18 protein-coding genes and 2 pseudogenes are annotated in these 19,191 nt (G+C 70.4%); 13 read left to right on the top strand and 7 right to left on the bottom strand.

The window, feature by feature from the left end; all coding sequences use genetic code 11:
* From AB0915_RS17135 to AB0915_RS17120, 4 genes and pseudogenes are all read left to right on the top strand, one after another.
* Positions 1-149, top strand: a pseudogene (locus tag AB0915_RS17135) (4-hydroxy-3-methylbut-2-en-1-yl diphosphate synthase); the annotation flags it as partial.
* Positions 150-325: 176 nt separating this feature from the next.
* Positions 326-1,171, top strand: coding sequence for a GNAT family N-acetyltransferase (locus AB0915_RS17130; protein WP_366691855.1), 846 nt, complete (start codon positions 326-328; stop codon positions 1,169-1,171).
* A gap of 41 nt (positions 1,172-1,212) precedes the next feature.
* A complete protein-coding gene (locus AB0915_RS17125; protein ID WP_366691854.1) occupies positions 1,213-1,788 on the top strand; it encodes a GNAT family N-acetyltransferase in 576 nt (191 codons plus the stop codon).
* A 73-nt stretch (positions 1,789-1,861) separates the two neighbouring features.
* Positions 1,862-3,562: a proline--tRNA ligase gene (locus tag AB0915_RS17120; RefSeq protein ID WP_366691853.1), complete on the top strand. Its 1,701-nt coding sequence runs from the start codon at positions 1,862-1,864 to the stop codon at positions 3,560-3,562.
* Between the two features lie 73 nt (positions 3,563-3,635).
* Here AB0915_RS17120 and AB0915_RS17115 read toward each other — a convergent pair whose 3' ends face one another.
* From AB0915_RS17115 to AB0915_RS17105, 3 genes are all read right to left on the bottom strand, one after another.
* Positions 3,636-4,541 carry an aminoglycoside phosphotransferase family protein gene (locus AB0915_RS17115; RefSeq protein ID WP_366691852.1) on the bottom strand — a complete coding sequence of 302 codons (906 nt, stop codon included), beginning with the start codon at positions 4,539-4,541 and terminating at the stop codon, positions 3,636-3,638.
* Positions 4,542-4,676: 135 nt separating this feature from the next.
* A complete protein-coding gene (locus AB0915_RS17110) occupies positions 4,677-5,114 on the bottom strand; it encodes a ferritin-like domain-containing protein (RefSeq protein ID WP_366691851.1) in 438 nt (145 codons plus the stop codon).
* Positions 5,111-5,725, bottom strand: a complete 615-nt coding sequence (locus AB0915_RS17105) for a hypothetical protein (protein ID WP_366691850.1) — start codon at positions 5,723-5,725, stop codon at positions 5,111-5,113. Before AB0915_RS17105 ends, AB0915_RS17110 begins: the two co-directional genes overlap by 4 nt.
* A gap of 177 nt (positions 5,726-5,902) precedes the next feature.
* Here AB0915_RS17105 and rimP point away from each other — a divergent pair, with 177 nt between their 5' ends.
* From rimP to AB0915_RS17060, 9 genes and pseudogenes are all read left to right on the top strand, one after another.
* Positions 5,903-6,400 carry a ribosome maturation factor RimP gene (gene rimP / locus AB0915_RS17100; RefSeq protein ID WP_345514436.1) on the top strand — a complete coding sequence of 166 codons (498 nt, stop codon included), beginning with the start codon at positions 5,903-5,905 and terminating at the stop codon, positions 6,398-6,400.
* A gap of 2 nt (positions 6,401-6,402) precedes the next feature.
* Positions 6,403-7,443, top strand: coding sequence for a transcription termination factor NusA (gene nusA / locus AB0915_RS17095; protein ID WP_366691849.1), 1,041 nt, complete (start codon positions 6,403-6,405; stop codon positions 7,441-7,443).
* Between the two features lie 218 nt (positions 7,444-7,661).
* The gene (locus AB0915_RS17090; protein ID WP_266980910.1) at positions 7,662-7,940 is read left to right on the top strand and encodes a YlxR family protein; all 279 of its coding nucleotides are present in this window, start codon (positions 7,662-7,664) and stop codon (positions 7,938-7,940) included.
* Positions 7,941-8,089: 149 nt separating this feature from the next.
* Complete coding sequence (gene infB / locus AB0915_RS17085) at positions 8,090-11,176, top strand: translation initiation factor IF-2 (RefSeq protein WP_366691848.1); 3,087 nt, start codon at positions 8,090-8,092, stop codon at positions 11,174-11,176.
* 137 nt (positions 11,177-11,313) lie between these two features.
* Positions 11,314-11,607, top strand: coding sequence for a DUF503 domain-containing protein (locus AB0915_RS17080; RefSeq protein ID WP_326606046.1), 294 nt, complete (start codon positions 11,314-11,316; stop codon positions 11,605-11,607).
* Between the two features lie 101 nt (positions 11,608-11,708).
* Positions 11,709-12,173: a 30S ribosome-binding factor RbfA gene (rbfA, locus tag AB0915_RS17075; protein ID WP_358860065.1), complete on the top strand. Its 465-nt coding sequence runs from the start codon at positions 11,709-11,711 to the stop codon at positions 12,171-12,173.
* Complete coding sequence (truB, locus tag AB0915_RS17070; protein WP_366691847.1) at positions 12,170-13,126, top strand: tRNA pseudouridine(55) synthase TruB; 957 nt, start codon at positions 12,170-12,172, stop codon at positions 13,124-13,126. The genes rbfA and truB overlap by 4 nt, the downstream gene beginning before the upstream one ends.
* A gap of 210 nt (positions 13,127-13,336) precedes the next feature.
* Positions 13,337-13,774: pseudogene (locus AB0915_RS17065) on the top strand (serine protease); the annotation flags it as partial.
* A gap of 271 nt (positions 13,775-14,045) precedes the next feature.
* Entirely contained in the window at positions 14,046-14,999 is a 954-nt protein-coding gene (locus AB0915_RS17060) for a bifunctional riboflavin kinase/FAD synthetase (protein ID WP_366691846.1), read from the top strand.
* A 74-nt stretch (positions 15,000-15,073) separates the two neighbouring features.
* Here AB0915_RS17060 and AB0915_RS17055 read toward each other — a convergent pair whose 3' ends face one another.
* From AB0915_RS17055 to AB0915_RS17040, 4 genes are read right to left on the bottom strand one after another with little or no spacing between them, the layout of a single operon-like run.
* Positions 15,074-16,069, bottom strand: coding sequence for an ABC transporter ATP-binding protein (locus tag AB0915_RS17055; protein WP_366691845.1), 996 nt, complete (start codon positions 16,067-16,069; stop codon positions 15,074-15,076).
* Complete coding sequence (locus tag AB0915_RS17050; RefSeq protein WP_366691844.1) at positions 16,066-17,094, bottom strand: ABC transporter ATP-binding protein; 1,029 nt, start codon at positions 17,092-17,094, stop codon at positions 16,066-16,068. Before AB0915_RS17050 ends, AB0915_RS17055 begins: the two co-directional genes overlap by 4 nt.
* Positions 17,091-18,026, bottom strand: a complete 936-nt coding sequence (locus tag AB0915_RS17045) for an ABC transporter permease (RefSeq protein ID WP_366137116.1) — start codon at positions 18,024-18,026, stop codon at positions 17,091-17,093. The genes AB0915_RS17050 and AB0915_RS17045 overlap by 4 nt, the downstream gene beginning before the upstream one ends.
* Positions 18,023-19,105, bottom strand: coding sequence for an ABC transporter permease (locus tag AB0915_RS17040; RefSeq protein ID WP_366691843.1), 1,083 nt, complete (start codon positions 19,103-19,105; stop codon positions 18,023-18,025). Before AB0915_RS17040 ends, AB0915_RS17045 begins: the two co-directional genes overlap by 4 nt.
* Positions 19,106-19,191 lie beyond the last annotated feature (86 nt).

Raw genomic sequence — 19,191 nt, 5'->3', positions numbered from 1 at the left:
AGGGGCAGATCTTCGTCAAGGGCGAGGTCATCAAGACCGTTCCGGAGTCGAAGATCGTCGAGACGCTCATCGAGGAAGCCCTGAAGATCGCCGAGCAGATGGAGAAGGACGGCATCCCGTCCGGTGAACCCGAGGTCTCCGTCAGCTGAGGCCGAAGACCTGCACGCGCAGCTGTGCCCCGTCCGACGAACACCTCGTCAGGCGGGGCACAGCCGTGAGAGACCTCACGGCCGGCCTGGAAGGTTGTTGACCGCCATGGGGCGGCGCCTCCCAGCCTCTTTGGGTACAGTGCGGAAATCAGCAGACTGCATGGTGAGGCCCCCTTGTGTTGACGCAGACCACCACCCGGGTCCTCGAACCCAGCGACCTCGGTGCCGCGCTCGCCATCCTGGAGAGCGACCCCGTCGCCAACGCCTTCGTAACGTCCCGGGTCCAGATCGCAGGGCTCGATCCCTGGCGCCTCGGCGGCGAGATGTGGGGTTGGTACGCGGACGGCAGACTGCGTTCGCTCTGCTACTCCGGTGCCAATCTCGTACCCATCTGTGCTACCCCCGAGGCCATCAGGGCGTTCTCCGACCGAGCCCGTCGGGCCGGCCGTCGCTGTTCCTCGATCGTGGGTCCCGCCGAGCCCACCGCCCAGCTCTGGCGGCTGCTCGAACCGGGCTGGGGTCCCGCCCGCGAGGTCAGGGCCAACCAGCCGCTCATGGTCACCGAGAGCCCCGCCGCCGACGTGACGCCCGACCCGCTGGTACGCCGCATCCGCAAGGACGAGATAGATGTCCTGATGCCGGCCTGCGTGGCGATGTTCACCGAGGAGGTGGGCATTTCGCCGCTGGCCGGTGACGGCGGACTCCTCTACCAGGCACGCGTCGCCGAACTCGTCGGCACCGGCCGCTCCTTCGCCCGGATCGAGGACGGCAAGGTCGTCTTCAAGGCGGAGATCGGCGCTGCCACCCCGCAGGCCTGCCAGATCCAGGGCGTCTGGGTCGCCCCCGAACACCGCGGCCGCGGCCTCTCCGAGATCGGGATGGCCGCGGTCCTGCGCTACGCACTGGCCGATGTCGCACCGGTCGTCAGCCTGTACGTGAACGACTACAACACCGCGGCCCGCAGGGCATACGCCCGGGTCGGCTTCCGTGAGGTCGGCGCGTTCATGAGCGTGCTCTTCTGACACGTGTGCCACAGCCCCGCGCGGACAGTAGGGTTCGGCGCATGGCAGCTGATTCAGGGGGCGGCGCCCGCACTCCCGGTGTTCTGGTCGGGCCGATCGACCTCGCCGCGCGGGTGGACGAGGCGCTTGCCGTGCAGGCCGTCGCCTTCGGCCTCGGTCACGACGAGGTCCAGGTACGTCGCCATATCGTCCTCAGGCACCTCGAGCACCCCTGCGCCCGAGCCCTCGGCGCCACCACCGCGACCGGCCGGCTCGTCGGGTTCGTCTACGGCATGCCCAACGAACGCGGCCACTGGTGGTCCACCGTCGTCGAGCCCTATCTGCGGGCCACCGGCTCCGAGGACTGGCTCGACGACTCCTTCGTGATCACCGAACTGCATGTCCATCCGGAGTTCCAGAACCGGGGCATCGGCCGCACCCTGATCACCGCTATCACGGACGCCGTCGATCAGCCGCGCTCCATCCTCTCCGCCATCGACACGGAGAGCCCGGCACGTGGTCTGTATCGCACCCTCGGCTACCGGGACCTGGCCCGGCAGGTGCTGTTTCCCAGCGCTCCCATGCCGTACGCGGTGATGGGAGCGCCTCTTCCGCTGCGCCGCCGGGACCGGGGCTGAACCAATCGATTTCCGCCCGCCCCCGCCACCCGGCTAACCTCCTGCACATCACCCTTCCGAGCAGGAGTTCATCATGGCCCAGGTCCAGCGCATGTCCCGATTGATGATCAAGACACTGCGCGACGACCCGGCGGACGCCGAGACGCTCAATCACAAGCTGCTCGTCCGGGCCGGTTACGTACGTCGCACCGCGGCCGGCATCTGGACCTGGCTGCCCCTGGGCAAGAAGGTCCTGGAGAACATCACCCGCGTCGTGCGCGAGGAGATGGACGCCATCGGCGGCCAGGAAGTACTGCTGCCCGCACTGCTCCCCAAGGAGTCGTACGACGCGAGCGGCCGCTACGACGAGTACGGCGACCTGCTCTTCCGGCTCAAGGACCGCAAGGGCGCCGAGTACCTCCTCGGTCCCACCCACGAAGAGATCTTCACCCAGGTCGTCAAGGATCAGATCACGTCCTACAAGGACCTGCCCGTGATCCTGTACCAGATCCAGACCAAGTACCGCGACGAGGCCCGCCCCCGCGCCGGTGTGCTGCGCGGCCGCGAGTTCCAGATGAAGGACTCGTACTCCTTCGACACCACCGACGAGGGTCTCATCGAGGCCTACCAGCTGCACCGCGCCGCCTACATCCGCATCTTCGAGCGGCTCGGTCTCGACCACCGCATCGTCTCCGCGGTCTCCGGTGCGATGGGCGGCTCGGCGTCCGAGGAGTTCCTGGCGCCCGCCCCGGCCGGTGAGGACACCTTCGTCGACTGCCCGGCCTGCGACTACGCGGCCAACACGGAGGCCGTGACCTTCAAGGCCACTCCTGTGGACGGCTCGGCGCACGGTCCCGTCGAGGAGCTGGACACCCCCGACACCCCGACCATCGAGACGCTCGCGGCGCACCTCGATGTCCCGGCCTCCGCGACGCTGAAGAACCTCCTGGTCAAGGTCGACGGCGAAATCGTCGCCGTGGGCGTGCCCGGCGACCGCGAGGTCGACCTCGGCAAGCTCGGCGAGCACCTCGCCCCCGCTGTGGTCGAGCTGGTCACCGCAGAGGACTTCGAGGGCCGTCCCGACCTGGTACGTGGCTATGTCGGCCCGCAGGGTCTGGAGAAGGTCCGCTACATCGCCGACCCGCGCATCGCCCCCGGCACCGCCTGGATCACCGGCGCCAACAAGCCCGGCACACACGCGAAGAACGTCGTCTGCGGCCGCGACTTCGAGGTCGACGACTACCTCGATGTCGTCGTGGTCGAGGCGGGCGATCCGTGCCCCAAGTGCGGCACCGGCCTCAAACTGGACCGTGCCATCGAGATCGGCCACATCTTCCAGCTGGGCCGCAAGTTCGCGGACGCGTTCCAGCTCGATGTGCTCGGCCAGAACGGCAAGCCGGTCCGGGTCACCATGGGCTCGTACGGCATCGGCGTCTCCCGCGCCGTTGCCGCTCTCGCCGAGCAGACCGCCGACGAGCAGGGTCTCTGCTGGCCCCGCGAGATCGCCCCGGCCGACGTCCACCTGGTCGCCGCGGGCAAGGCGCTCCAGACCGAGCTGGCCCTCGACGTCGCCGAGAAGCTCGGCGCCGCGGGCGTGCGGGTCCTGGTCGACGACCGTGCGGGCGTCTCGCCGGGTGTGAAGTTCACCGACGCCGAGCTGATCGGTGTCCCGAAGATCCTGGTCGCGGGACGCCGCTCGGCCGAGGGCGTCCTGGAGCTCAAGGACCGCCGTACGGGCGAGCGCGAGGAGCTCACGGTCGACGAGGCGATCGCCCGCCTCGTGGCCCAGGGCTGACACCCGGAAACGCCGAGGGCCGCCGTGCTGTCCGACAGCACGGCGGCCCTCGGCCGTGCTGCGGGCCGGGGCCTTAAAGCCAGCTCGCGAATTCCAGCGACAGTTCGCCTTCCTGACGGCGGCCGACGGTCAGCGCGCGGGTACCCGACTCCACCGCACGGAACAACGTCCAGCCGTGGAGCCGTTCCCGGTCCACGTCCAGTGAATCCGCGAGCCTGTTGATCCGGCGACGGGCCGTCACGGGTCCGCCCGGGGAGGCGATGAGGTCCTCCACCCGGTCCCGTACCAGCCGCGCCAGGTCGTAGGCACGCTCGCCGACCAGCGGCTCAGGGCCGACCGTCAGCCAGGGCGCCCGTTCCCCCGCCAGCACCTTGCTCTGGCGGAAGTTGCCGTGCAGCAGGAGGGCTTCGGGGGAGCGGGCGACAAGCTCCTCCCGCGCGGCCAGGGCCGCAGAGACCAGAGGTTCGAGCGCCGGGTCGGCCGCACCGGCGGCCCGCATCGGGTCCGTGCACCGGCCGGTCCGCTCGGCGACCGTCTCGAAGGAGTGCCCGCTGGGCGGCTCGACCCACAGCCGTCGTACCGTACCCGCCGCCTCCAGGAGTGCCTTCGCCTCCGGCAGCGATCGCAGCGACACCTCGGGATGCAGCCGTTCCAGCAGCAGTGCGCCGCCGCCGGAGCCGAGAAGCCGGGCCGCTCCCCAGCCGTTCCAGTGCGCCAGCGCCGCCCGCTCCAGATCGGGCGCCGCACCGGCGGGAGCGATCTTGAGCGCGGCCGGGGTGCCGTCGGCGCGGCGCACCAGCAGAACCAGGCTGCTGCGCCCACCCGGGGCAGCCACACGCTCGACAGCCAGCTCCGGCCCGTTGGCGGACAGCGACTCGTCGATCAGCTCGGGGAGCCGCGCGAGCCAGTCGGCGGCGGCCGTCTCCCCGTGCACCTCGCCGAGCGCTCGCACCAGACGCTGCGGCGGTTCGAAACCCATACGTGCTGTGTTCCCTTTCAGAGCCTTCTTGAGTGCGTCGGACCGGTCCCGGTCTTCGCGTCGGTCACGTCCGTCGGACCGGTCCCGGGCTCGCTCCGGTCCTGCCCGTCGCATCAGCCCTGCAGGCCCGCCCGCTCAGGCGGCGCCGTCGGCGGACCGCTCGGTGAGTCCGGGAAAGGTTACGCCGCTGCCCCGCCAGCGGACCGCACGGACCGCGGCCTCCCGCAATGCGTCCGCGGCCTCTCGCCTGAGCGGCCCCCCGGCAGCCCGTACGAGGTCGGAGTAGACGCCCGCGATCCGGTCCTCCAGCAGGGCGGCGAGCTTCACCGCTGCTGCCGAATCCGGTACCGCGAACGGCAGAGCGTACGCGGACTCCGCCGCCACCGGCTCACCGCCCAGGTCGCGTACGGTCCGCACCAGTGCGTCGCGCCGGGCCCGGTGCCGGCGGTAGGCGGCCGTCGCCTCCGCCCGGCGGCCGCCGGTGACCCGGCCGCCGACCAGCCCGTACCCGTACACCGTCGCATGCTCGGCGGCGAGCGCCGCCTGCGCCGCCTGCAGCGTCTGCGCACTCATGACGAGGTCTCCTTGGCCAGTTCGGTCAGCAGGTAGGCGTGGGCTGCGCCGGCGGCCGCGATCGACGCGAGCAGCCGGGCCAGCTCGGGTGGCGCTGTCAGGAGCGTCGCCGTGTGGGCGTCAGCGGTGCGGCGTTCCGCCGCCGCCAGTTCCTTGACAGCGGTCTTGGCGTCGGCGGCGGGCGAACCCGGAACGGTGGGCGAACCCGAGGGAGCGGGTCGACCCGAAACGGCCGGTGCCCGGTCCGCGCCGCGCATCGCAGTCGTGCCCGCGGTTTCGCCGGCCCCTGCCCGCACCGTCCTGTCCGCCCCGGGCGACAGCGCCTCCGTATGGGCCCGTACGGCGTCCCGCAACGGTGCGAGCCCGGCCGCGGTCGCCGGATGGGCCGTGACGACCTGCTCGTACTGGGCGAGCAGGGTGCCGCTCGTCCGCGCGGCCGTCATCCGCAGCGTGTTCTCCGCCTTCGCCGCCGCGTCCCGCGCACCGGCCGGCGCAGAACCCTTTCGGCCCGCGCCGCTGTCGCCGTCCCCGCAGCCGGCCAGCGCCGCCCCCAGGGCGATCGCCCCCGTTACGGTGAGCGCACCCCTGCGCGTCGTCCCCGTGCGCCGCACCTGTTCTCCTTCGGGCGTTGATCTGTCCTGACTGGATCTGTCCTGAAGTGATCACCGCAGGCGAGCGTACCTGCGGCTGAGCGGTCGGCGGACGGCAACACCCCTCGGGACCGGATACCCTTTGACCTGACACGCGACGAACCACACAACAGCACACGCGGCCGAGGAGTCACCCGGATGAGCACCACCCAGAGCGAGAGGCTGCGCGGGCTGCTCGAACCGCTCGTCAGCGCCAAGCAGCTGGATCTTGAAGAGATCGAGGTGTCCCGGGCCGGCCGCAGACGTGTGCTGCGCATCGTCGTGGATTCCGACGAGGGCGTGGAGCTCGACGCCTGCGCGGAACTGAGCCGCGCGATCTCCGAGAAGCTCGACGAGACCGACGCGATGGGTGAGGACGAGTACGTCCTCGAAGTGAGTTCTCCCGGTGCCGACCGTCCGCTGACGGAGCACCGCCACTACGTACGCGCCACCGGTCGCCTGGCCAAGCTGCAGCTGCATGAGGGCGGCGAGCTGGTCGCCCGCATCATCGCCGTCGACGACGAGGGGCTCGACCTCGAAGTGCCCGGCGTCAAGGGCCGCAAGCCCACGTCCCGCCGGGTCCCCTTCGACGGGATCGCCAAGGCGCGCGTGGAGATCGAATTCAACCGCAAGGACAAGAAGGAAGAGGAGGCGTAGCCGTGGACATCGATGTGAAGCTCTTGAGGGGCTTGGCACAGGACAAGGAGATCCCCTTCGACGTGCTCGTCGGGGCGATCGAGTCGGCCCTCCTCATCGCCTACCACCGCACCGACGGGAGCTACCGCCGTGCGCGCGTGGAGCTCAACGAGCGCGGCCATGTGACGGTGTGGGCGAAGGAGGACCCGGCCGACCTCGAAGAGGGCCAGGAGCCGAAGGAGTTCGACGACACCCCGTCCGGCTTCGGCCGGATCGCCGCGACCACCGCCAAGCAGGTCATCCTGCAGCGGCTGCGCGACGCCGAGGACGACAAGACGTTCGGCGAATACGCGGGCCACGAGGGCGATGTCGTCACCGGTGTCGTCCAGCAGGGCAAGGACCCGAAGAACGTCCTGGTCGACATCGGCAAGCTCGAAGCGATCCTGCCGGTGCAGGAGCAGGTGCCGGGCGAGGAGTACACCCACGGCCTGCGGCTGCGTACGTATGTCGTGCGGGTCGCCAAGGGCGTCCGCGGTCCGTCCGTGACCCTCTCCAGGACGCACCCCAACCTGGTCAAGAAGCTCTTCGCGCTGGAGGTTCCGGAGATCGCCGACGGTTCCGTCGAGATCTGTGCGATCGCCCGCGAGGCCGGCCACCGCACCAAGATCGCGGTCCGTTCGACCCGCTCGGGTCTGAACGCCAAGGGCGCCTGCATCGGTCCGATGGGCGGCCGGGTACGTAATGTCATGGCCGAGCTGCACGGCGAGAAGATCGACATCGTGGACTGGTCGGACGACCCCGCCGAGATGGTTGCCAACGCGCTGTCGCCCGCCCGGGTGAGCAAGGTCGAGGTCGTGGACCTCGGAGCGCGGTCCGCCCGGGTCACGGTCCCCGACTACCAGCTCTCGCTCGCCATCGGCAAGGAGGGCCAGAACGCCCGCCTCGCCGCCCGCCTCACCGGCTGGCGCATCGACATCCGCCCGGACACCGAGACCGACGCCGAGCGGGACATCGCCGACCGTGAGCGGGCCGAGCGGGCCCGGGACCGGTCCGAGCGCGGCTGAACCGGTACGGGACCGGCGCCGGTCCGGGGAGTGGACCGGCGCCCGTCCGGACGATGGACCACAATGATCCGGAGACCGGCCGGGCCCCGGGTCCGGAGTACGGGACCGATGCCGGTCCCGGGGAATAAATCCACGCGGAATGCCGCTGAGATCACGACAACGTCCGTTCGATTTTTGCCCCAAAGGGGTGAGGTCGGTGCGGGGAGGTAGACTTAACCGTGTCTGGCCGGACGCACGCCCGCGCTTGCCCTGAGCGAACCTGTGTGGGATGCCGGGAGCGAGCGGCCAAGAGCGAGCTGCTGCGCATCGTGGTGGATGAGGACGCATGCGTCCCCGATCCTCGCGGTACGCTGCCCGGCCGGGGTGCGTATGTGCACCCCGTCACTGTCTGTCTCGACCTGGCGGTTCGCCGTCGGGCATTCCCCCGGGCCTTCAAGGCCAAGGGGCCGTTCGATTCCGCGGCACTGCAGCGGTATGTCGAACGGGTGACACCGTAAGAAACGAGAACGGCACGGGACCCCGTGCGGTCAGGTACCTCGCGAGTTGGAAGTAGGTCGAGATTGCGATGAGCACTCGATGAGTACGCGATGAGTACGCCCATGAAGTAGCGACGGTCCGGCGGTAACCCGGACCTATAAGGAGCGAAGTGGCTAAGGTCCGGGTATACGAACTCGCCAAGGAGTTCGGCGTCGAGAGCAAGGTCGTCATGGCCAAGCTCCAAGAACTCGGTGAATTCGTCCGTTCGGCGTCCTCGACGATCGAGGCGCCGGTTGTACGCAAGTTGACTGACGCACTGCAGGGGCCCGGCGGCAACGCCGGCAAGTCCGCTGCGAAGCCTGGCGCGCCCCGCAAGGCCGCGCCCGCAAAGCCCGCAGCGCCCTCCCCGGCCGCTGCGGCACGTCCCGCTGCCCCGAAGCCCGGTGCCCCGGCCCCCAAGCCGGCCGCAGCCCAGGCCCCCAGCAGCACCCCTTCCGCTGTCGCGCCTTCCGCGCCGTCGGCGGGCCCGCGTCCGGGTCCGAAGCCCGCGCCGAAGCCCGCTCCGGTCACCCCGGTGCCCGCGGCAGAGTTCTCCGCTCCGGCCCCGGCCCAGCCGGCCGCGCCGCAGCAGGCCCCGCGTCCCGCGGGTGCCACCCCCGGTCCTCGCCCCGCCCGTCCGGCCCCGGCCGGCGGTCAGCGTGACGGCGGCCGTGGTGGCGAGCGTGGCGGCGACCGTCCTGCCCGTCCCGCAGGCCAGGGTGCCCCGCGCCCCGGCGGCGCCCGTCCGGCCGGTCCCCGTCCGGGCAACAACCCCTTCACCTCCGGTGGCTCGACGGGCATGGCCCGTCCGCAGGCACCCCGTCCCGGTGGCGCCCCGCGTCCCGGTGGCGGCCAGGAGCGTCCCGGCGCCCCGCGTCCGCAGGGCGGCCCCGGTGGCGCCCCGCGTCCGCAGGGCCAGGGCGGTGCCCGTCCGACTCCGGGCGGCATGCCGCGTCCGCAGGCTCCGCGTCCGGGCGGTGCGCCCGGTGGTAACCGTCCGAACCCGGGCATGATGCCGCAGCGTCCGGCTGCCGGCCCGCGTCCCGGTGGTGGCCCCGGCGGTGGCCGTGGTCCCGGTGGCGGCGCAGGCCGTCCCGGCGGCGGTGCAGGTCGTCCCGGCGGCGGCTTCGCCGGTCGTCCGGCCGGTCCCGGTGGCGGTGGCGGCGGCTTCGCCGGTCGTCCCGGTGGCGGCGGTGGCGGTGGCGGCGCAGGTCGTCCCGGTGGTGGCGGCGGCTTCGGCGGTCGTCCCGGCTTCGGTGGACGTCCCGGCGGCCCCGGTGGCCGTGGTGGCACACAGGGTGCGTTCGGCCGTCCCGGCGGTCCCGCGCGTCGTGGTCGCAAGTCGAAGCGGCAGAGGCGCCAGGAGTACGAGGCCATGCAGGCCCCGTCGGTGGGCGGCGTCATGCTGCCCCGCGGCAACGGGCAGTCTGTCCGTCTGTCGCGCGGTGCCTCCCTCACCGACTTCGCGGAGAAGATCAACGCCAACCCGGCGTCGCTCGTCGCCGTGATGATGAACCTCGGCGAGATGGTCACCGCCACGCAGTCGGTCTCGGACGAGACGCTGAAGCTGCTGGCCGAGGAGATGAACTACGTCCTCGAGATCGTCAGCCCCGAGGAGGAGGACCGCGAGCTGCTCGAGTCCTTCGACATCGAGTTCGGCGAGGACGAGGGCGGCGAAGAGGCTCTGGTCTCGCGTCCGCCGGTCGTGACCGTCATGGGTCACGTCGACCACGGTAAGACCCGACTGCTGGACGCGATCCGCAAGACGAACGTCGTTGCGGGCGAGGCCGGCGGCATCACGCAGCACATCGGTGCGTACCAGGTCTCCTCCGAGGTCAACGGTGAGGACCGCAGGATCACCTTCATCGACACCCCGGGTCACGAGGCGTTCACCGCCATGCGTGCCCGTGGTGCGAAGTCCACCGACATCGCGATCCTCGTGGTGGCGGCGAACGACGGTGTGATGCCCCAGACGATCGAGGCGCTGAACCACGCCAAGGCGGCCGACGTGCCGATCGTGGTCGCGGTCAACAAGATCGACGTCGAGGGTGCCGACCCGACCAAGGTGCGCGGTCAGCTCACCGAGTTCGGGCTGGTGGCCGAGGAGTACGGCGGCGACACGATGTTCGTCGACATCTCCGCCAAGCAGGGCCTGCACATCGACCAGCTGCTGGAGGCCGTGGTCCTGACCGCGGACGCCTCGCTCGACCTGCGGGCCAACCCGGAGCAGGACGCGCAGGGTATTGCGATCGAGTCCCACCTCGACCGCGGCCGCGGTGCCGTTTCGACCGTCCTGGTCCAGCGCGGCACGCTGCGCATCGGTGACACGATGGTGGTCGGCGACGCGTACGGCCGTGTCCGGGCGATGCTCGACGACAACGGCAACAACGTCGAGGAAGCGGGTCCGTCGACCCCCGTCCTCGTGCTGGGTCTCACCAACGTCCCGGGTGCCGGCGACAACTTCCTGGTGGTCGACGAGGACCGTACGGCCCGTCAGATCGCTGAGAAGCGTGCCGCCCGTGAGCGCAACGCCAACTTCGCCCGCAAGGGTGTCCGGTTCTCCCTGGAGAACCTCGACGAGGCGCTCAAGGCCGGTCTGGTCCAGGAACTCAACCTCATCATCAAGGGCGACGCGTCCGGTTCGGTGGAGGCTCTCGAGTCCTCGCTGCTCCAGCTCGACGTCGGTGACGAGGTCGACATCCGGGTCCTGCACCGCGGTGTGGGTGCGGTCACCGAGTCGGACATCGACCTGGCGACCGGCTCCGACGCCATCGTGATCGGCTTCAACGTGCGCGCCGCAGGGCGTGCGCAGCAGATGGCCGAGCGCGAAGGTGTGGACGTCCGGTACTACTCGGTCATCTACCAGGCGATCGAAGAGATCGAAGCGGCCCTCAAGGGCATGCTCAAGCCGGAGTACGAAGAGGTCGAGCTCGGTACGGCGGAGATCCGCGAGATCTTCCGCTCGTCCAAGCTGGGCAACATCGCCGGTGTGCTGGTCCGGTCCGGTGAGGTCAAGCGCAACACCAAGGCGCGCCTGCTGCGCGATGGCAAGGTCATCGCGGAGAACCTCAACATCTCCGGTCTGCGCCGCTTCAAGGACGACGTCACCGAGATCCGCGAAGGCTTCGAGGGCGGTATCAACCTCGGAAACTTCAACGACATCAAGATCGACGACGTCATCGCGACGTACGAGATGCGCGAGAAGCCGCGAGGCTGACCCGTACCTCAACAGTCGGGGCCGGTCGACGGGTCGTATTTCCGTCGATCGGCCCCGGCCGTTCCGTGTACGGTTCTTGTGTCCCTGCCAAGCGCTGGTAGGGCGCGAACCCGAACCGGCGGGACATCCGGACATCCATGTATGTGGGGACACTGTCCTTCGATCTGCTCCTCGGCGACGTACGGTCGTTGAAGGAGAAACGCTCCATCGTCCGTCCGATCGTTGCCGAGCTCCAGCGCAAGTACGCGGTGAGTGCGGCGGAGACGGGTGGACAGGATCTCCATCGCAGGGCCGAGATCGGTCTTGCCGTGGTCTCCGGGGACACCGGACACCTCGCGGACGTACTGGACCGGTGCGAGCGGCTGGTGGCCGCTCGGCCCGAGGTGGAGCTGCTGTCGGTTCGGCGGCGGCTGCACAGCGACGAAGACTGAACAACGTCAGATATGTCAGACGTGAAATCGTCCGACGCGGAAGCGCAGGACGCCGGAAGCGTCGGACCGTAAGCAACCCCAGAAGGAAGAGTGACGGACCGGTGAGCGACAACGCGCGGGCCCGAAAGCTGGCCGATCGCATCCAGGTCGTGGTCGCGGAGACCCTGGACCGGCGTATCAAGGATCCGCGGCTCGGATTCGTGACGATCACGGACGCCCGGGTCACCGGCGACCTGCGGGAGGCCACGGTCTTCTACACGGTCTACGGCGACGACGAGGAGCGGGCGGCCTCCGCCGCGGCGCTGGAGAGCGCCAAGGGCGTGCTCCGGTCCGAGGTCGGTCGGCAGACCGGGGTCCGGTTCACGCCGACCCTGGCCTTCGTCCCCGACGCCCTGCCGGACAACGCACGCACCATCGAGGACCTCCTCGACAGGGCGCGGGCCAAGGACGCGCAGGTGCGCGAGGTGTCGACCGGTGCGAAGTACGCGGGCGACGCGGACCCGTACCGCAAGCCGGAGGATGCCGCCGACGAGTCCGACGAGAACGAGGGCTCAGCCTCCGAATGACACAGCAGAACAAGACGCCCGGTCACAGGAGCGGGAGCGAAGCGACCTCGGGCAGGGGTGGCGGCGGGCGACTGGAGAGCGGCCTTGTCATCGTCGACAAGCCGTCCGGCTTCACTTCGCACGACGTCGTCGCCAAGATGCGCGGCATCGCCCGCACCCGCCGCGTCGGCCACGCCGGCACGCTGGACCCGATGGCGACGGGCGTTCTCGTGCTCGGCGTCGAGAAGGCCACCAAGCTGCTCGGTCACCTGGCGCTGACCGAGAAGGAGTACCTCGGCACGATCCGCCTCGGCCAGGACACCGTCACGGACGACGCGGAGGGCGAGATCACGTCGTCCACCGACGCGTCGGGGGTCACGCGTGAGGGCATCGACGCGGGTGTCACGGCACTGACCGGCGCGATCATGCAGGTGCCGTCCAAGGTCAGCGCCATCAAGATCGACGGCAAGCGGTCGTACGCCCGGGTGCGCGGCGGCGAGGAGTTCGAGATCCCGGCCCGGCCGGTGACCATCTCGTCCTTCAAGGTCTACGACGTCCGTGAGGCGGTCGCGGAGGACGGGACCCCGGTCGTCGACCTGGTCGTCTCCGTCGTCTGCTCCTCCGGTACGTACATCCGTGCCCTCGCCCGCGATCTCGGCGCCGGGCTCGGCGTCGGCGGGCATCTGACCGCGCTGCGGCGCACCCGCGTCGGTCCGTACGGTCTCGATGCGGCGCGGACGCTCGATCAGCATCAGGAGAAGCTGACCGTGATGCCGGTCGCGGAGGCCGCCGCCGCGGCGTTCCCGCGCTGGGACGTGGACGAGAAGCGTGCCAAGCTGCTGCTGAACGGCGTGCGGCTGGACATGCCCTCCTACCCGCCGGGGCCGGTCGCGGTCTTCGGGCCCGACGGGACCTTCCTGGTGCTCGTGGAGGAGCAGAAGGGCAAGGCCAAGAGCCTCGCCGTCTTCGCCTGACGGGACGGGTTCCGCCCGTCCTTGATCCGGTTCCCCATCGTGGAGCGGGCAGCCCCCCGTGCCCGCTCCACGATCCCCCCTCTGGTGTCTGTCCACCGGAACCCGCTGAATCACCTGAATGGGCAGGCGCTCGGAGTGACTCAGGGGTGCACTTGGGGGCGCTTTTATTCCGAGATCTTCTCGCGCCGATCATCGCCGACCTAACGTCGGATCACGGGAAACGGTGACCGGTCGACGCTGGTGCGTATCTGCGATCCGGCCGGCTGCGAGGGACCGGGTTCGTCGCGGACGACCGCGGCACAGTAGTGACCAGCCATGAAGTGGTCGACGGACTTGCCCGGCTCGTCCTGTACGGAACAGGTGGCCGGAGCCGCTCCGTGGGGTCCCAGGCGATCACCGCGCTCCCGGAGCCGGCCCTCGCGCTCGTGCGCACCGGGGGCTCGATGTGCTCGGCGTGGAGCCGCTGCCGATCGTCCTGTGGGACCGGATCGAACCGGGTACGTACGCATCGCCGCCCATGGGTGGCGGGAGGCGCGGGTGCTGGGCGTGGTGCCCGTGACGTACGGCTGGAGCTGGCGCTCGGCACGGACGGCAGCGACGCCCTGCGGCTGCGCGGCGGTCGGCGGGCCTGTGCTCGATCCGCAGAGCGTCCCGCCCGGCCCTCAGGGGCACGGCGGTGCGGCGGCCGACCGGCTCAGGTGCCCGGGCGGGTCCACGAGGCCGCACGGCACTGTCTGGGGCCGGGGCAGGGGGGAACTGGACCGGGCTGTGGTCATCGGCCCGGGTGCGCGGCGGACCGTGGAGGCGGCGTCCACCGCGATGCCGATGCCGATGCAGGCCGCGGGTCGTGGGCATGGCAGTCTTAGACCTGCATAAGAGATACACCCACGTACACAGGTTCGGGCGAGGAGCGGTCACAGTGCAGCGCTGGCGTGGCTTGGAGGACATCCCCCAGGACTGGGGACGCAGCGTCGTCACCATCGGCTCCTACGACGGGGTGCACCGCGGACACCAGCTGATCATCGGCAGAGCCGTCGACCGGGCGCGCGAGCTCGGCGTGCCGTCGGTCGTCGTGACCTTCGACCCGCACCCCAGCGAGGTCGTACGGCCCGGCAGCCACCCGCCTCTGCTCGCCCCGCACCACCGGCGCGCGGAGCTGATGGCCGGACTGGGCGTGGATGCGCTGCTGATCCTGCCGTTCACCACCGAGTTCTCGAAGCTGGCGCCCGCCGACTTCATCGTGAAGGTGCTGGTCGACAAGTTGCATGCGCAGCTCGTCATCGAGGGCCCCAACTTCCGTTTCGGTCACAGGGCCGCGGGGAACGTGCAGCTGCTCACCGAGTTCGGCGCGACGTACGACTACGGCGTCGAGGTCATCGATCTGGTTCTGAGCGGCGAGGCGGGCGGCGGCGAGCCGTTCTCCTCCACCCTCACCCGCAGGCTCGTCGCCGAGGGCGATGTGGCGGGCGCCGCCGAGGTCCTGGGCCGCCCGCACCGGGTCGAGGGCATCGTCGTCCGCGGCGCGCAGCGCGGCCGCGCACTGGGCTTCCCGACGGCGAACGTGGAAACCCTGCCGCACACCGCGATCCCCGCCGACGGCGTGTACGCGGGCTGGCTGAACGTGGACGACGAGGCGATGCCCGCCGCGATCTCGGTCGGCACGAACCCGCAGTTCGACGGCACGGAGCGGACGGTCGAGGCGTACGCGATCGACCGCGTCGGTCTTGATCTGTACGGGCTCCATGTCTCCGTCGACTTCCTCGCGTACGTCCGCGGGATGCAGAAGTTCGACTCGATAGAGGACCTGCTGGTGGCGATGGCGGCCGATGTGAAGCGGGCCGGCGAGCTGATCGCAGCGCACGACCGCGGCTGACCTACGTCGGGTACGCCTCGGGCCGGAACCGCGGGATGCGGTCCCGGCCCAAGCCGTACAGGGCGCGGCTCCTCTTACACCTCCACGCCCGCCATCGCCTGCGCCCAGTGGCACGCCACCTGCGTCTCCCCGCTGCCCGCGAGCACCGGAAGGTCCTTCGTACGGCAGGCATCCGCCACCCCCGCCCGCTCGGCCTCGCCCGACGCGAGGACCTGGCAGCGGGCATGGAACCGGCAGCCGGACGGCACCTTGGCCGGGTCCGGCGGCTCGCCCGTGAGGATCACCGGCTCGCCCTCGGCCTCAGGCAGCACCGACAGCAGTGCCTGGGTGTAGGGATGCTGCGGAGCCGTGAGGATCTGCTCGACCTCGCCCGTCTCCACGATCCGGCCGAGATACATCACCGCGACCCGGTCGGCGATGTTCCACGCCAGCCCCAGGTCGTGCGTGACCACCAGTGCGGACAGCCCCAGTTCATCCCTCAGTTGCAGAAGCAGGGCCAGGATCTCACCGCGCACCGAGGCGTCGAGCGAGGCCACGGGTTCGTCGGCAACGATGAGTTCCGGTTCCAGGACGAGGGCGCCCGCGATCACGACGCGCTGGCGCTGCCCGCCCGACAGCTCGTGCGGATAGCGCAGGAAGAACCGCTCGGGAGGCCGCAGCCCCGCCCGCGACAGCGCCTCCGCGACCGCCGTCCGCTCATCCCCCGCGTACCCGTGGATCCGCAGCCCCTCCGCGACCGCGTCGTACACCGTGTGCCGCGGGTTCAGCGAGCCGCTGGGGTCCTGCAGTACGAGCTGGACGCGCTTGCGGTACGCCTTCAGGGCACGGCCCGAGTAGTCGAGCGGGTCGCCGCCGAACGTGACCCGGCCGGACGTCGGGGGGACGAGCCCCAGCAGGGAGCGCGCCAGCGTCGTCTTGCCGCACCCGGACTCGCCGACCAGCGCGACGATCTCGCCGGGCCGGATGTCCAGGTCGACACCGTCCACCGCGCGCGCCGTTGCGGCTCCGCGCCGGCCGGGGAAGGCGACCTTCAGTTCCTCCGCGCTCAGCAGGGGAGTGGGGGTGGTCATGTCGTGCTCCTTGCTTCCTCGGCACCCTGCCGGGGCGCGGCGCCGGCCGCCCCCGGCTCCACCAGCACACAGGCGGCCCGCCGCAGGGCATCCAACTCCCGCAGCTCCTGGTCCTGCGTGGTGCAGGAGTCCAGCGCCACCGGGCAGCGCGGATGGAACGTGCAGCCGGCGGGCAGCGCCGACGGGTCAGGCGGATCGCCGGGCAGCCCGCGGGGCGCGTACCGGGACGCCGGGTCCCCGATGCGCGGGAACGCGCCCGACAGGGCCTTGCTGTAGGGATGGTGCGCGTCCTCGTAGACCTGGGACGCCGGGCCCTCCTCCACCACTCGGCCCGCGTACATCACCGCGAGCCGGTCACAGGTGTCCGAGAGCACGGCCAGGTCATGGCTGATCATGATCAGACCCAGGTCCTGTTCGGACACCAGCTGCTCGATCAGGCGCAGGATCTGGGCCTGGATCATCACATCGAGGGCGGTTGTCGGCTCGTCGGCGATGATCAGGCCCGGATCGCAGGCGAGCGCCATCGCGATCATCACGCGCTGTCGCTGCCCCCCGGAGAGCTCGTGCGGGTAGGAGCCGGCGCGGGAGGCCGGCAGTCCCACCTGCTCCAGGAGTTCGCCGACCTTCTTCTTCGCCCCGGACGGGGTGGCCTTCCTGTGCAGCAGGATCGGCTCGGCGATCTGGTCCCCGATGCGGTGCACGGCGTTCAGCGAATGCATCGCGCCCTGGAACACGATCGAGGCGCCTGCCCAGCGCACCGCCCTGACCTGGCCCCACTTCATGGCGAGGACGTCCTCGCCGTTCAGCAGGATCCGGCCGGAGACCTTCGTCCCGGCGGGCAGCAGTCGCAGCAGTGCCAGCGCCAGTGTGGACTTGCCGCAGCCCGACTCCCCGGCGATGCCGAGCTTCTGGCCCGCGTCGACGGTGAGGTTCACACCGCGGACCGCGTGGGCACCCCCGGCGTACATGACCGAGAGGTCGCGGACGTCCAGCAGGGGCGCTTTCTGTGTGCTCGGTGTATTCAACGGGCCACCCCCAGTCTGGGGTTGAGGACGGACTCGATCGCGCGGCCGCACAGAGTGAACGACAGGGCCACCAGGGCGATGGCGACACCGGGTGGTGCCAGGTACCACCAGTCGCCCGCGCTCACCGCGCCCGCCTCACGTGCGTCCTGGAGCATGCCGCCCCAGGAGGTGATGGTCGGGTCGCCGAGACCGAGGAAGGCGAGCGTGGCCTCGGTGAGGATTGCGCTGGAGATCACGAGTGTGGTCTGCGCGAGCACCAGGGGCATCACGTTCGGCAGCACATGGCGGGTCATGATGTGCCCGTGCCCGCCGCCCAGCGCGCGGGCACGCTCGATGTACGGGCGTGACTCCACGGCGAGCGTCTGGGCACGGACGAGCCGGGCCGTGGTCGGCCAGGTCGTGACGCCGATCGCGATGATGATCGTCCAGATGGAGCGGTCCATCACGGTGGCGAGCGCGATCGCGAGAACCAGGGTCGGCATCACCAGGAACCAGTCGGTGACGCGCATCAGAACCGTCGAGTACCAGCCGTGGAAGTGGCCCGCGACGATCCCGACGACCGTGCCGATCGCCACGCACAGGAACGCGGCGAGCAGCCCCACGGTGAGCGAGACGCGCGCACCCCACACCAGGAGTGCCAGGACGCTGCGTCCGAACTGGTCGGTACCGAGCGGGAATTCTCCGCTGGGCGATTCGAGGGCGCCGCCCGGTGCGGCGGTGACGCTCTGCGAGTCGGCGCCGGCCAGCGCGGGCGCGAACACGGCGATCAGCGCGATCAGGATGAGCCCGCCCAGCCCCCACAGGCCGCCCCGGTGTGTGCGGTACTCCCGCCAGAAGCGGGCCAGGGACTGGCGCTTACGGGCCCGGGCCAGGGCGCGCGGGTTCGTGGTCACGCCCGCTTCGTTCTGCACGGGCAATGGTTCGGTCGTCATCGGCCCACCCGGGGATCGAGCAGCGGATACAGCACGTCGGCGAGGGTGTTCGCCAGGATCACCGCAGTGGCGAAGACGAAGAACAGCCCTTGGACGAGGGGAAGGTCGGGAACACTCAGCCCCTGGTAGAAGAGACCGCCGAGACCGGGCCAGGAGAACACCGTCTCGACCAGGATCTGGCCCGCCACCACATGCCCCAGGTTCACGAACATCAGGGTGAATGTCGGCAGCATCGCGTTCGGGACGGCGTGCTTGCGCCGTACGACGTCGTCACGGAGCCCCTTTGCGCGGGCCGTCGTCAGATAGTCGCTGCCCATCTCGTCGAGGAGCGAGGAACGCATCACGAGAAGCGTCTGCGCATAGCCGACCGCGACCAGTGTGATCACGGGAAGCACCAGGTGATGGGCGACATCGACGACGTACGCGAAGCCGGTCTCCCCGCCCGACTCCAGGCCCCCCGTCGGGAACATGCCGGGGATCGGGCCGATGCCCACCGAGAAGACGATGATGAGCAGCAGGCCGAGCCAGAACGACGGCACCGAGTAGAGCGTGAGCGCGAACGCGGTGTTGAAGCGGTCGCTGCGGGAGCCGTTGCGCCAGGCCGTACGGGTGCCCAGCCAGATGCCGAGCGCCGTGTAGAGGACGTAGGCCGTGCCGGTGAGCAGCAGCGTTGCCGGGAGCGCCTCGGTGATCTTGTCGATGACGGGGGCGTGGAACTGGAACGAGGTACCGAAGTCCCCGGTCAGCGCGTCACCCACGTAACTCGTGAACTGCTTCCAGAGCGGCTGGTCGAGGCCGAACTGGTGTCTGAGCGAATCCAGCTGTTCGGCGGAGACGCGGCGGCCGCCGGTCATCTGCTTCACAGGGTCGCTGGGAATGAGCCGGAAGAGGAAGAAGCTGGTGACCAGAACGGCGAACAGCGAGACGACCGCTCCCGCGATCTTGGCTGCCACGTACTGGAGATAGGCCTTGGTGTTGCGCGCCCGTGGGCCGCGGGCGGCCGACGGCCCGGCCGGAGCCGGGCCGTCGGTGTCCGCATCCGCGTTCTGCACGAGCGCCGGAGTGCTGTCAGCTGTCATGGGGAACTCTCGTTACTCGTGCTGCCCTTGGAGGGACCGGCGGGGAGGGTGTCATGACCCCGTGCTGCCGGTCCCTCTCATCCCGT

The sequence above is a fragment of the Streptomyces sp. NPDC048411 genome (genome assembly GCF_040704695.1).
Taxonomy (GTDB): Bacteria; Actinomycetota; Actinomycetes; order Streptomycetales; family Streptomycetaceae; genus Streptomyces.
This window is presented reverse-complemented; position numbering and strand designations above follow the sequence as displayed.